Source organism: Janthinobacterium sp. GW821-FHT03C10 (genome assembly GCF_059420865.1).
Map to the genome: position 1 here is coordinate 352429 of NZ_JBWKUN010000003.1, position 13618 is coordinate 366046.

Here is a 13618-nt window from a genome sequence, read left to right on the forward strand (position 1 = left end):
ATAACTTAGTGCAGGCGCGGGACGGCGGGCGCATCAGGGCGGGGCGGTGCCTTGGCGCTGGCGTTCTGCTCGAGCTTGAACTGGCTGACGAGGGTTTCCAGTTCGCCCGCCTGTTCATGCATGGCTGCCGCCGCGGCGGCCGCTTCCTCGACCAGGGCCGCATTCTGCTGCGTCGTCTGGTCCATCTGCATGATGGCGGCATTGATCTGCTCGATGCCTTCGCTCTGCTCGTGGTTGGCGACGCTGATTTCACCGACGATGGCGCTGACCCGTCCCACGCTGGCCACCACTTCATCCATCGTGGCGCCCGCCTGGCTGACCAGCTGCGCGCCCTGGCCGACGCGGGTGACGGAGTCGGCAATGAGTTCCTTGATCTCTTTTGCCGCCGCCGCCGAACGTTGCGCCAGGTTACGCACTTCGGACGCCACGACGGCAAAGCCGCGGCCCTGCTCGCCGGCACGCGCCGCTTCCACGGCCGCGTTCAGGGCCAGGATGTTCGTCTGGAAAGCGATGCCGTCGATGACGGCGATGATGTCGACGATCTTGCGCGACGACGCATTGATGGCGTCCATGGTGCCGATCACTTCCGCCATGGCCGAGCCGCCGCGCTGCGCGATGGCCGAGGCCGAGCGGGCCAGGCTGTCGGCCTGGCGCGCATTGTCGCTGTTGCTGCGCACGGTGCCCGTCAGTTCGATCATCGACGAGGCCGTCTCTTCCAGCGCGCTCGCTTGCGCCTCGGTGCGGGCCGACAGGTCGGCATTGCCGCTGGCGATCTGGCTCGACGCCACGGCAATCGTGCCCGTGCCGCCGCGCACCTGGCCCACCAGGGTGGCCAGGTTGGTGTTCATGTCGCGCAAGGCCTGCAGCAGCTGGCCCGCTTCATCCTTGCCGTCGGCCACGATCTTGCTGCTCAAGTCGCCTCCTGCCACGGCTTGCGCCACGCGCAGCGCATATGCGATCGGCGTGGTGATCGAACGCGTGACCCACCAGGCGAAGAGCACGCCCAGCAGCAGGGCGGCCGTGCCCAGGCTGGCCATCAGCACATTCGCTGCGGAAATATTGCTCTGGATTTGCTGGCCGCCATGCACGACCACGCCGCGCTGCAGTTCGTTCAGGCGATTGACGGTCTTTTGCAGCTGGTTCAGGGCGGGCAGGGTATCGTCGCGCACGTGCTTGGCCGCTTCCGCGCGCTGTCCCGCCACCAGCAGCTTGTCTGCCTGGCTGAACGAGACGACATAGGCCTTGCGCTGCTGCTTCAGGGTGGCCAGCAGTTCCTTGCCTTCAGGCAGCACGATCAGGCGGTCGAGGATGGCCAGCGCATCGGTGATGGTGGCCTTGTTGGCATCGATTTCGCCGTGGATGGCGCTGGCGCGGGCCGGATCTTCATGGATGAACAGCTCCAGCACCAGTGCCGCGTTCGAACGGGTGGTGCTGCGGATGGTGGCGATGGCGTCGGCCTTGGCCCAGTCTTTTTCGATGATGGCTTCGCTGAGCGCGCCGATCTTGTCCAGCCGGAACAGGCCCGTGCCCACCAGCACTGCCATCAGCAGCAGCACCACGCCAAAGCCGGCGCCCAGGCGCACGCCTATCTTCATGTCCGTCAATTTCATACTGATTCCCTCGGTAGCTAATGATCTGTCCCCGGTGGTCTTATTATGAGTCGATTATACGGCGCGAGATACTTCTTTTGCAGCAACAATTGCCCTACGGAAATGAAAAAGCGGCACGGCGATCAAGCCGTACCGCTTTTTTTCCCTGCGCGAGAGGGAACGCAGTCCTTAGACGGCGCTGGCCGCCATGTCGGCCGCTGTTGTTTTTTCGGCTTCCGTCTGTCCGATGCGGCGGTTCACGGCCGACAGCACGGCCTTGAACGAGGCGGTGACGATGTTGCTGTCGATGGCGGCGCCGAACAGGGTCGGACCGTTATCGAGGCGCAATTCGACGTAGCAGGCCGCCTGCGCGTTGGCGCCCGAGCCGATCGAGTGCTCATGGTAATCCATCAGCTTGATGTCGAGACCGAGCGCGTTGACGAAGGCGTCGATGGGGCCGTTGCCGCCGCCTTGCAGGGCCAGCGGCGTCTGGCGGTGCGACAGGCTGATGTCGATCTGCACGGATTCATCGCTGCTCGTGTCTTCCACCATGCGGTGCGAGGCGTAGGCGTACGGTGCCGTCTGCTCCAGGTATTCCTTCTGGAAGATTGCATGGATATCCTGCGCGGCGATTTCGCGGCCCGTGGCGTCGGCCACGGCTTGCACGGCGCGCGAGAATTCGATCTGCAGGCGGCGCGGCAAGACCAGGCCGTATTCCTGTTCCAGCAAGTACGCCATGCCGCCCTTGCCGGACTGGCTGTTGACGCGGATCACGGCGTCGTAGCTGCGGCCCAGGTCGGCCGGGTCGATCGGCAGGTACGGCACTTCCCAGATGCTGTCCGGTTGTTGCTTGGCAAAACCTTTCTTGATCGCATCCTGATGCGAGCCGGAGAATGCCGTGAACACCAGGTCGCCCGCATACGGGTGGCGCGGGTGGACGGGCAACTGGTTGCACTCTTCCACGCACTTGCGCACGGTGTCGATGTCGGAGAAATCGAGGCCCGGGTGCACGCCCTGCGTGTACAAGTTCATCGCCAAAGTGACGAGATCGACGTTGCCGGTGCGCTCGCCATTGCCGAACAAACAGCCTTCGACGCGGTCGGCGCCCGCCATCACGGCCAGCTCGGCCGACGCGACGGCCGTGCCGCGGTCGTTATGCGGGTGCACGCTGATGATGATGGAATCGCGGCGCGCCAGCTTGCGCGACATCCATTCGATCTGGTCCGCATACACGTTGGGCGTGCTGCATTCGACGGTCGAGGGCAGGTTGATGATCATCTTGTTGGCCGGCGTGGGCTTCCAGATGGCGCTGACGGCGTCGCAGATATGCTTGGAGAAATCGAGTTCCGTGGTGGAGAACGATTCCGGCGTGTATTCGAAGCCCCATTCCGTTTCCGGATGCTGGGCCACCAGCTGTTTTACCAGGGTGGTGCCGGTGGTGGCGATCTGCGTGATTTCTTCGCGCGACATGCCGAACACGACCTTGCGGAACACGGGCGCCACGGAGTTGTACAGGTGCACGATGGCGCGCTTGGCGCCGACGACCGATTCCACCGTGCGGCGGATCAGCTCTTCGCGCGACTGGGTCAGCACGATGATGGTGACGTCGTCCGGGATGCGGCCTTCATCGACGAGCTTGCGCACGAAATCGAAATCCGTCTGCGATGCCGATGGGAAACCCACTTCGATTTCCTTCAGGCCGATGGCGATCAGCATGTCGAAGAACCGCAGCTTCTTTTCCGCACTCATCGGCTCGATCAGGGACTGATTGCCGTCGCGCAAGTCGGTGCTCATCCAGATGGGCGGTTTGCTGATGATCTGGTTCGGCCATTGACGGTCGGTCAATTTAACGGGAGGAAAGGCGCGGTATTTGGAAGCTGGGTTTTGCAACATCATGATCGGGTACTCCTGAAGATAGGGGGAAATCAAGGGTTGTGGCGCAAGCTTGCCGGGCGGCCACGCAACACTAGGCCAGGCAAGCGATCGGTAGCGGTAGCAGAGCGGCCGCGATGCCGGCAGGGGCGGTCGCAGCGGGAATTACGTGTACGTATGGGGATGGTGCAAACATCATCAAACCTTCCAGGGTTTTTGAAACACGCCGGCGTGTGGCCAGGCGAAGCAATGCGGCAAACTTATGCGCGTGCTAGCAGTAGTCGCGATAGCGACAGCAGGGAAGGGGAGGAATGTTTGAAGGAGGACATGCACTCAATGTAAGGGATGTCGGGCGGGGCTGTCAAGCGTTTCCGTTTTACATGTAGTGCACGTGTGATGCCGAGTCCGGCATTTCCTGCCGCGCGCGTTCCAGGCAGCGCCGCAACAGGGCCGCATCGTGGGGCAGGCGCGCCGCCAGCCCCTGCCAGCCGCGCAGCGCCAGCTGTTGCGGCATGTCCACCAGGCCCGTGATGGCATCCCAGAAGGCATCCCAGTTCATGCCATAGAAGGAAGGGAAACCCAGTGCGGCGGCCAGTGCTGCGTGCAACTGGCGCGGCGAGGTGATCTCGCTCAAGTCGATCGTCACCAGGGCCGGTCGATTCACAATATGCCTTTGAGCAGGTTCTGCAGGTTTTGCCGCATGCCGCCGACCACTGCCTCGTGCTGCTCCAGGATGGCGGATGCATCCTTGAACGGTGCCGGGTCGAGGTACAGGCGTGGCAGGTCGGCCACGGCCACGCCGCGCGGGCCGCCGCGCAGGATCTCGTCCACATGCTTGTTGATCGAGTCGATGGCAGCCTGGATGCGCGGCGTGGAAGATGCCGCCAGGCAGGCGGCCAGCACGGCGTCGAGTTCGGCGCGCGCGGGCGCCTGCGGCAGCACGGGGGCGGCGATCTGTTCCAGCGGCGACATGTTGACGGCTGGCATGCGGTACGCGAGCAGGGCATCGAGCGCCATCAGCCGGTGCGGACCGCCCCGTTGCAGCCAATCAACGATTTGCGGCCAGGGCGTGTTCAGCAGGGCCGCTGCCACGCCCCATTGCCCGGCCACGGGCGAGCCGACATTGTTCTCTAGCCAGGCGATGGCGGCTGGATTGCCCGTGTAGGCCAGCAGGATGGCGTTCGACGAGCGCAGTGCGGGTGCCTGCGTGGCGAGGATGGCGCTCAGCCAGGCGAGGGCGCCGTCGGGCGGCTGCCTCGATAACTGTTGCGTAAATGGGGCGTTCAGGGCGCGGCTGTCGGCAAATTGCAATTGTTCTGGCATGGGGGATAGCGAGTGGGAAACCAGGCGCCAGTCTAGCAGCCGGAGCGGCACGCACGGTTCGCAATCTTGTCACTATAAACATTTAAGACCGCCTTCAGTGCGGCCGGCCCCGCTTGCGCTACAATCGGCTCTCCTTTATTGCCACTGCCGCGCGCGGTTCTCACTCTCCACCATGTTCCCTAAACGCCTGACCCTGCTTGCCCTGGCCGCCTTCGTGCTGGCCGGCTGCGATACCACCGCCCCGAAACCCGTACAAGTATTGACACCGCCCGAACCCATCGCCGTCACGCCGCGCAAGATCAAGATCGGTCTGGCGCTGGGCGGCGGCGCGGCGCGCGGTTTCGCGCACATCGGCGTGATCAAGGCGCTCGAATCGCAGGGCATCGAGGCCGACATCGTCACCGGCACCAGCGCCGGCAGCGTCGTGGGGGCCTTGTATGCGGCGGGCAACTCGGGCTTCGCCCTGCAAAAGATGGCGTTCGACATGGACGAGGCCGCCATTTCGGACTGGGCCTTGCCCCTGTTCGGCAAATCGTCCGGCGTGCTGAAAGGCGAGGCGCTGCAAAGCTATGTCAACAAGGCTGTCGGCGGCGTGTCGCTGGAAAAACTCAAGATTCCATTCGGCGTGGTGGCGACCGATTTGAAAAATGGCCAGCCGATCCTGTTCCAGCGCGGTAACACCGGCATGGCCGTGCGCGCCTCGTCGGCCGTGCCGGGCGTGTTCCAGCCCGTGACGATCGCGGGCCACACCTATGTCGATGGCGGCCTCGTCGCTCCCGTGCCCGTGCGCTTTGCGCGCGACATGGGCGCCGATTTCATCATCGCCGTGAATATCTCGTCGCAAACGGATACGCAAAAGGCCATCAGTTCGATGGAAGTGCTGATGCAGACGTTCGCCATCATGGGCCAGCGCATCAACCAGTTCGAACTGAAGGATGCGGACGTGGTGATCCAGCCCAGCCTGGGCACCATGAAGGGCAACGATTTCAACAGCCGCAACCAGGCCATCCTGGCGGGCGAGCAGGCGACGTTTGCCGTCATGGCGCAGCTCAAGCAAAAGCTGAAAGCCAAGCGCGAGCAGTAAGCGATCAGTACGCGATCGCACCGCTGCGCATTTCGTATACAATTTTGCTTCAACATAACAAGGATGCACCATGCAATCGAAACCGATTTTGACCCTGGACGATGTAAAGAAAATCGCAGCCGCCGCCGAAGCGGAAGCGGTCAAGAATAACTGGGCGGTCACGATCGCCATCGTCGACGACGGCGGCCATCTGGTATGGCTGCAGCGCATGGACGGTGTGGCGCCGATCTCGTCGCACATCGCTCCATCGAAAGCCAAGACGGCCGCACTGGGCCGCCGCGAATCGCGCATCTATGAAGAGATGATCAACGGCGGCCGCGTGTCGTTCCTGAGCGCGCCGGAAATCGACGGCTTGCTCGAAGGCGGCGTGCCCATCGTGTACGACGGCCACTACGTGGGTGCCGTCGGCGTCTCGGGTGTCAAGTCGGCGGAAGATGCGCAAATCGCCAAAGCGGGCATTGCGGCCCTGACGGCCTAAGTAGTAGCCACAGTTGCAGAACCAGCCGCTCCGCGCAAGCCGGGCGGCTTTTTTCATGGGGCGCCGGCATTATGTTGCTGCGCAAAAAAATGCCGGGGCTTCCGTATTTTCTTCCTTGTGGAAAAGCTTCCTTTTGGTTATAATTCAAAGGTTTAGCCAATCACACATATACCGTAGCGACTACCCATCCCCTCATTCAAAATGACCGTTGAAACACCCTGAGTGCATCTGGCTCGGGTAACTAGGCGGTCGGTCTGACGTGGCGCAGCTACGGTAACTTTATCAGGAGTTGCCCTTGCCGCCATTTTTTTCTGGCCCTGCCGTTCCAGCCATATTAGCGCTTGCTGATGGAACGATCTTTAAAGGTTTTTCGATCGGTGCCGCCGGTCATACCACGGGCGAGGTTGTTTTCAACACCTCGATGACCGGGTATCAGGAAATCCTTACCGACCCAAGCTATTGCCGCCAGATGGTCACCCTGACCTATCCGCATATCGGCAATACTGGCGTCAATCCGGAAGACGTCGAATCTTCCAAGGTTCACGCCGCTGGCCTCATCATCCGCGATCTGCCCTTGCTGGCATCCAGTTTCCGTTCCACCCTCTCCCTGTCCGACTACCTGAAAGCTGAAAATATCGTCGCCATCGCCGGCATCGATACACGCAAGCTCACGCGCATCCTGCGTGAAAAAGGCGCGCAGGGCGGTGCCATCCTCGTCGGCACGCAAGGCAACGAGCCATCCGCCGCTCAAGCGCTGGAACTGGCCCGCTCCTTCCCCGGCCTGGCCGGCATGGACCTGGCCAAGGTCGTCTCGGCCAAGGCGCCGTATGAATACCGCGAAACGGAATGGACCCTGGGCGAAGGCTATGGCCAGCTGGCCGACGCGGACGCGAAATACCACGTGGTCGCCTTCGACTACGGCGTCAAGCGCAACATCCTGCGCATGCTGACGGCGCGCGGCTGCAAAGTCACCGTGCTGCCGGCGCAAGCGACGGCGGCCGACGCCCTGGCACTGAATCCGGACGGCATCTTCCTGTCGAACGGCCCCGGCGATCCGGAGCCGTGCGACTACGCCATCGCGGCGACCAAGGAACTGATCGAGAAGGGCATCCCGACCTTCGGCATCTGCCTCGGCCACCAGATCATGGCGCTCGCTTCCGGCGCGAAGACGCTGAAGATGAAGTTCGGCCACCACGGCGCCAACCACCCGGTGCAGGACCTGGAAACGAAACAGGTCTTGATTACCTCGCAAAACCACGGTTTCGCAGTCGACGCGGCAACCTTGCCCGCGAATTGCCGCGTGACCCATGAATCGCTGTTCGACGGCTCCCTGCAGGGCTTTGCCCGCACGGACAAGCCGGCCTTCTGCTTCCAGGGCCACCCTGAAGCGTCGCCGGGCCCGATGGATGTTGCTTACCTGTTTGACCGCTTCATCAACCTGATGGCTGCGGAGGAGAAAAAGAAAAATGCCTAAACGTTTAGATATCAAAAGTATTCTGATTATTGGCGCCGGCCCGATCGTGATCGGTCAGGCCTGCGAATTCGATTATTCCGGCGCGCAAGCGTGCAAGGCCCTGCGCGAAGAGGGCTACAAAGTCATCCTGGTCAACAGCAATCCTGCGACCATCATGACTGATCCGGAAATGGCCGACGTGACGTATATCGAACCGATCACCTGGTCGGTCGTCGAACGCATCATCGCCAAGGAGCGTCCTGACGCCATCCTGCCGACGATGGGCGGCCAGACGGCGCTGAACTGCGCGCTGGACCTGTTCAACAATGGCGTGCTGGCGAAATACAACGTCGAGCTGATCGGCGCGTCGCCGGAAGCCATCGACAAGGCGGAAGACCGTTCCAAGTTCAAGGACGCGATGACCAAGATCGGCCTCGGTTCGGCACGCTCCGGCGTGGCGCACTCGATGGAAGAATCGTGGGCCGTGCAGCGCACGCTGGGCTTCCCGACCATCATCCGTCCATCGTTCACCATGGGCGGCTCCGGCGGCGGCATCGCCTACAACGAAGAAGAATTCGAAACCATCTGCAAGCGCGGCCTGGAAGCCTCGCCGACGAAAGAGCTGCTGATCGAAGAATCGTTGCTGGGCTGGAAAGAATACGAGATGGAAGTGGTGCGCGACAAGGCGGACAACTGCATCATCATCTGCTCGATCGAAAACCTCGACCCGATGGGCGTGCACACGGGCGACTCCATCACGGTGGCGCCGGCGCAAACCCTGACGGACAAGGAATACCAGATCATGCGCAATGCCTCGCTGGCGGTGCTGCGCGAGATCGGCGTCGACACGGGTGGTTCGAACGTGCAATTCTCGATCAATCCCGTCGATGGCCGCATGATCGTCATCGAGATGAACCCGCGCGTGTCGCGTTCGTCGGCCCTGGCATCGAAAGCGACGGGTTTCCCGATTGCCAAGATCGCCGCCAAGCTGGCCGTCGGTTTCACCCTGGACGAGCTGCGCAATGAAATCACGGGCGGCGCCACGCCGGCATCGTTCGAGCCGTCGATCGATTACGTCGTCACGAAGATCCCCCGTTTCACGTTCGAGAAGTTCCCGACCGCCGACCACCACCTGACGACGCAGATGAAATCCGTCGGCGAAGTGATGGCCATCGGCCGTACCTTCCAGGAATCGTTCCAGAAAGCCTTGCGCGGCCTGGAAGTGGGCGTGGACGGCATGAACGAAAAGACCAAGGACCGCGAAAAGATCGAAGAAGAACTGGGCGAGCCTGGTCCTGAGCGCATCTGGTACGTGGGCGACGCGTTTGCCCAAGGTTTCACTTTGGAAGAAGTGCACCAGCTGACCAAGATCGACCCATGGTTCCTGATCCAGATCAAGGAAATCGTCGACCTGGAACTGTGGCTGGACACGCAGAAGCTGGAAAACCTGGACAAGAACACCCTGTACAAGTTGAAACAGAAGGGCTTCTCGGACCGCCGCCTGGGCTTCCTGTTGCAGACGACCGACACGGCCGTGCGCCAGCAGCGCCATGCGCTCAACATCCGTCCCGTCTACAAGCGCGTCGACACCTGCGCGGCCGAGTTTTCGACCGACACGGCGTACATGTATTCGACGTACGACGAAGAGTGCGAGTCGAATCCGACCGACAAGAAAAAGATCATGGTGCTGGGCGGTGGCCCGAACCGTATCGGCCAGGGTATCGAGTTTGACTATTGCTGCGTCCACGCGGCCCTCGCCATGCGCGAAGACGGCTACGAAACCATCATGGTCAATTGCAACCCGGAAACGGTTTCGACCGACTACGATACCTCGGACCGCCTGTACTTCGAGTCCTTGACCCTGGAAGACGTGCTGGAAATCGTCGCCATCGAAAAACCGGTGGGCGTGATCGTGCAGTACGGCGGCCAGACGCCATTGAAGCTGGCGCTGGACCTGGAAGCGAATGGCGTGCCGATCATCGGCACCTCGCCCGACATGATCGATGCGGCCGAAGACCGCGAGCGTTTCCAGCAGATGCTGCACAAGCTGGAACTGCGCCAGCCGCCTAACCGCACCGCGCGCACGGAAGCCGACGCTTTGGCGCTGGCGCAGGAAATCGGTTATCCGCTGGTCGTGCGTCCATCGTACGTGCTGGGCGGCCGCGCCATGGAAATCGTCCACGAGCAACGCGACCTCGAGCGCTACATGCGCGAAGCCGTCAAGGTTTCGCACGATTCGCCCGTGTTGCTGGACCGCTTCCTGAACGACGCCATCGAGTGCGACGTCGATTGCATCTCCGACGGCGAAACGACTTTCATCGGCGGCGTGATGGAACACATCGAACAGGCTGGCGTCCACTCGGGCGACTCGGCTTGCTCCTTGCCGCCATATTCGCTGGCACCGGAAACCATTGAAGAACTGAAACGCCAGACGGCGCTGATGGCCAAGGGCTTGAACGTGGTCGGCCTGATGAACGTGCAGTTCGCGATCCAGAAACAGGAGATCGACGGCGAAATGAAAGACGTCGTCTTCGTGCTGGAAGTCAATCCGCGCGCCTCGCGCACCGTGCCTTTCGTCTCGAAAGCCACCGGTCTGCAACTGGCGAAGATCGCCGCCCGCTGCATGGTCGGCCAATCGCTGGCGTCGCAAGGCATCACGCAGGAAGTCGTGCCGCCGTATTTCAGCGTCAAGGAAGCCGTGTTCCCGTTCGTGAAGTTCCCGGGCGTGGACACCATCCTCGGCCCTGAAATGAAATCGACGGGCGAAGTCATGGGCGTGGGTCTGACGTTCGGCGAAGCGTTTGTGAAATCGCAACTGGGCGCCGGCGTGAACCTGCCAAAATCGGGCAAGGTCTTCATCAGCGTGAAAGCGTCGGACAAGCCGCGCGCCGTGCAAGTGGCGCGCGACCTGGTCGAGTCCGGTTTCACCGTGGTCGCCACCAAGGGCACCGCCGCCGTGATCGCTGCTGCCGGCATCGCCGTCACGCCAGTGAACAAGGTGATCGAAGGCCGTCCGCATATCGTCGACATGATCAAGAACCATGAAATCGTGCTGGTGATCAACACCGTGGAAGAAAAGCGCAGCGCCATCGTCGATTCGCGGGCCATCCGCACGTCGGCCCTGGCGTCGCGCGTGACGACCTATACGACCATCGCCGGCGCGGAAGCGGCCGTCGAAGGCATCCGCCATCTGGATGAGTTGCGCGTCTACGATCTGCAAGGCCTGCACAAGACCCTGCAGCAGGCTTGATAGTCCGCGTGTGATTTGCAGTGGCCGCCGTTAGGCGGTACACTGCATGCTTATCAACCACAGAGTTCCGTGCAGAGCAGCGCGCGGCCTCTGTGGTTTTCACTTGGTAAGTCCGTTAACCGTGGCAAAACATGGACAACGGCGCCGATAACTAGCAGATAGTAGAGATAACATGACCTCAGTCCCATTGACCAAATACGGCGCAGAACTCTTGAAGGAAGAGCTGCATCATTTGAAGACCAAGGAACGCCGCATCGTCATCGATGCGATCGCCGAAGCGCGTTCGCACGGAGATCTGTCGGAAAACGCCGAGTACGATGCCGCCAAGGAGCGCCAGGCTTTCGTCGAAGGCCGCATTGCCGAACTCGAAGGCAAGCTGGGTGCTGCGCAAATCATCGACCCGACCGCGCTCGACGCGGAAGGCCGCGTGGTGTTTGCCTCGACCGTGAACCTGGAAGACCTGGAATCGGGCCAGAAAGTCACGTACCAGATCGTCGGCCTCGATGAAGCCGACTTGAAAATGAACAAGGTTTCCGTGACGTCCCCGATCGCCCGCGCGCTGATCGGCAAGTACGCCGGCGACGTGGTGGAAGTGCAGGCGCCGTCCGGCCCGCGCGAATACGAAATCCTGGAAGTGCTGTACATCTGATGCTCAGCCGCGTGCGCCTCCTCGTTGCTGCCCTGTGGGCGGGCAGCCTGTGGACCATCGGCTTCATCGTGGCGCCCACCCTGTTCGGCACCCTGAGCGACCGCGTGCTGGCGGGCAATATCGCCGGCAGCATGTTCCGCGCCGAGGCCTGGCTGTCATTTGCTTGCGCTTTAGTACTGCTGGCCTTGCTGCAATGGGCGCCCGGCGCGCTGGAACTGAAGCGCCGGCGTTTGCTGGCAGCATTGGTGCTGTCCATGCTGGTGTGCGCGCTGCTCAGCCATTTCGGCATTTCGCCGCTGATGGCCGAACTCAAGGCGCAGGCGCCGTCGGGCATCATGGACGAGGCCATGCGCAGCCGCTTCGGCCTGCTGCATGGCGCGTCGACCCTGATCTTTGCCGTGCAAAGCCTGCTGGCGGGCGTATTGATCTGGAAACAGCAGTAATCGGCTGTGGTGTTGTCGGATTACGCGCTGCGCGCTAATCCGACCTACATGACTGATGGTCGATATCGTAGGTCGGATTAGCGGCGCCTTGGCGCCGTGTAATCCGACAAGCGCAATTGCAATAAAAAAGCGGAGCAGGGAATATCCCGTGCTCCGCTTCTTGTTTCAAGCCCGGCCGCCTTGCGGTGGCCGGGTGAACAGGCTTACTTGCTGCCCAGTGCGCTTTTCTTGGCGCTTTTCTGACGTGGCTTGGCACGCTTGATGGAACCGCCTTCGGTAACGCGCTCATTGCCCTTGATCATGACTTTCGTCACGCTCGGGCGCTTGGTGCCGCTGGCGCTGGCCTTGACGATGGTCACTTCGCGCATGCCTTTGCCGGCGCTGACCTTCTCCTTAACCACTTCTTTTTTCGGACGGTAGATTACCAGCAGTTTGCCAATATGTTGTACCGGGGCGGCGCCGAGATTGCCGCAAATCGTATCGTACATTCCGACGCGGGCTTCGCGGTCGTCGCCGAACACGCGGACTTTAATCAGGCCGTGCGAATCCAGGCCCAGGTCGATCTCTTTGAGGACAGCAGGTGTCAAGCCCGCTTCGCCAATGATGACGATAGGCTTCAGCGCGTGTGCTTCGGCGCGCAGTGCGCTGCGCTCTACGGGTGTAAGTTTTAGCATAATAATATTTAGTAATTCCCTTAAAAGCAGTATTCTACGCGAATGGCAAAGAAGAAATTAAACAAAAACTGGTTGCACGACCACATAAATGATCCTTATGTGAAGTTGGCGCAAAAAGAGGGCTACCGCGCCCGGGCAGCATACAAGCTCAAAGAAATCGATGAAGACGAGAAACTGATCAAACCTGGCCAGGTGATTGTCGACCTTGGTTGCACTCCCGGCAGCTGGGCTCAGTACACGCGGCGCAAGCTGGCCGGCAAGGACGGCGGCGGGGTCAATGGTACCCTGATTGGCCTGGACATGCTGGAAATGGAGCCGATTGCCGATTTCCACTTCATCCAGGGCGACTTCCGCGAAGCGCGCGTGCTGCGCCAGCTGGAAGTGGTGTTGCAAGGCCGCAAGGTCGACCTGGTCCTGTCGGACATGGCGCCCAACCTGTCGGGCATTGCCACGGCGGACGCCGCGCGCATGGAGCATTTGATCGACCTGGCCATCGAATTTTCGCAATTGCACCTGAAGCCATCTGGCGTATTGCTGGTGAAATGCTTTAAAGACATGGGTTTCAGCCAGATCGTGGAGAAATTCCGCGCCGAATTCAAGGTCGTGGTGCAGAAAAAGCCCAAGGCCAGCCGCGATAAATCGTCGGAAATCTTCCTGATGGGCCGTGGAATCAAGAATCCGCTGAAAAATGCCGTAGAAGAAGATGATTCCGCCCTTGATATTTAAGGGGGAATCCGCACATGGGAACGAGAAGTGCAGTAGCGTCTGATGGCATAAAAGCCTAAATTGTTTATACTGCATTT

At 61.3% G+C, this 13618-nt stretch carries 12 protein-coding genes; 7 read left to right on the plus strand and 5 right to left on the minus strand.

The annotated features are described in order from the left end of the window. Positions 1-5 precede the first annotated feature (5 nt). From AC07VH_RS12780 to AC07VH_RS12795, 4 genes are all read right to left on the minus strand, one after another. Positions 6-1610: a methyl-accepting chemotaxis protein gene (locus AC07VH_RS12780; RefSeq protein WP_475416209.1), complete on the minus strand. Its 1605-nt coding sequence runs from the start codon at positions 1608-1610 to the stop codon at positions 6-8. A gap of 168 nt (positions 1611-1778) precedes the next feature. Beyond that, positions 1779-3485, minus strand: a complete 1707-nt coding sequence (gene leuA / locus AC07VH_RS12785) for a 2-isopropylmalate synthase (RefSeq protein WP_489627981.1) — start codon at positions 3483-3485, stop codon at positions 1779-1781. Positions 3486-3837: 352 nt separating this feature from the next. Then, a complete protein-coding gene (locus AC07VH_RS12790; RefSeq protein ID WP_494788085.1) occupies positions 3838-4125 on the minus strand; it encodes a barstar family protein in 288 nt (95 codons plus the stop codon). Further along, positions 4122-4784, minus strand: coding sequence for a hypothetical protein (locus AC07VH_RS12795; protein ID WP_494788086.1), 663 nt, complete (start codon positions 4782-4784; stop codon positions 4122-4124). The genes AC07VH_RS12790 and AC07VH_RS12795 overlap by 4 nt, the downstream gene beginning before the upstream one ends. A gap of 172 nt (positions 4785-4956) precedes the next feature. Between AC07VH_RS12795 and AC07VH_RS12800 the strand changes: the two genes are divergently transcribed. The 6 genes from AC07VH_RS12800 to AC07VH_RS12825 all read left to right on the plus strand — a co-directional run bounded on the left by AC07VH_RS12800 (position 4957) and on the right by AC07VH_RS12825 (position 12141). Next, the gene (locus tag AC07VH_RS12800) at positions 4957-5868 is read left to right on the plus strand and encodes a patatin-like phospholipase family protein (protein ID WP_494788087.1); all 912 of its coding nucleotides are present in this window, start codon (positions 4957-4959) and stop codon (positions 5866-5868) included. 70 nt (positions 5869-5938) lie between these two features. Next, entirely contained in the window at positions 5939-6346 is a 408-nt protein-coding gene (locus AC07VH_RS12805) for a GlcG/HbpS family heme-binding protein (RefSeq protein WP_070219521.1), read from the plus strand. A 295-nt stretch (positions 6347-6641) separates the two neighbouring features. After that, complete coding sequence (gene carA, locus AC07VH_RS12810; RefSeq protein WP_494788088.1) at positions 6642-7820, plus strand: glutamine-hydrolyzing carbamoyl-phosphate synthase small subunit; 1179 nt, start codon at positions 6642-6644, stop codon at positions 7818-7820. Continuing rightward, positions 7813-11049 (plus strand): carbamoyl-phosphate synthase large subunit, encoded by a 3237-nt coding sequence (gene carB, locus AC07VH_RS12815; protein ID WP_475416203.1) that lies wholly within the window; start codon positions 7813-7815, stop codon positions 11047-11049. Before carA ends, carB begins: the two co-directional genes overlap by 8 nt. Positions 11050-11221: 172 nt before the next feature. Continuing rightward, complete coding sequence (gene greA, locus AC07VH_RS12820; RefSeq protein WP_034757428.1) at positions 11222-11698, plus strand: transcription elongation factor GreA; 477 nt, start codon at positions 11222-11224, stop codon at positions 11696-11698. Next, a complete protein-coding gene (locus AC07VH_RS12825; protein ID WP_494788089.1) occupies positions 11698-12141 on the plus strand; it encodes a DUF4149 domain-containing protein in 444 nt (147 codons plus the stop codon). Before greA ends, AC07VH_RS12825 begins: the two co-directional genes overlap by 1 nt. A 203-nt stretch (positions 12142-12344) precedes the next feature. Here the strand turns inward: AC07VH_RS12825 and AC07VH_RS12830 are convergent, their stop codons facing one another. Further along, the gene (locus AC07VH_RS12830) at positions 12345-12815 is read right to left on the minus strand and encodes a YhbY family RNA-binding protein (protein WP_010397237.1); all 471 of its coding nucleotides are present in this window, start codon (positions 12813-12815) and stop codon (positions 12345-12347) included. A 42-nt stretch (positions 12816-12857) separates the two neighbouring features. Between AC07VH_RS12830 and AC07VH_RS12835 the strand changes: the two genes are divergently transcribed. Further along, complete coding sequence (locus tag AC07VH_RS12835) at positions 12858-13541, plus strand: RlmE family RNA methyltransferase (protein ID WP_034757436.1); 684 nt, start codon at positions 12858-12860, stop codon at positions 13539-13541. Positions 13542-13618: the final 77 nt, after the last annotated feature.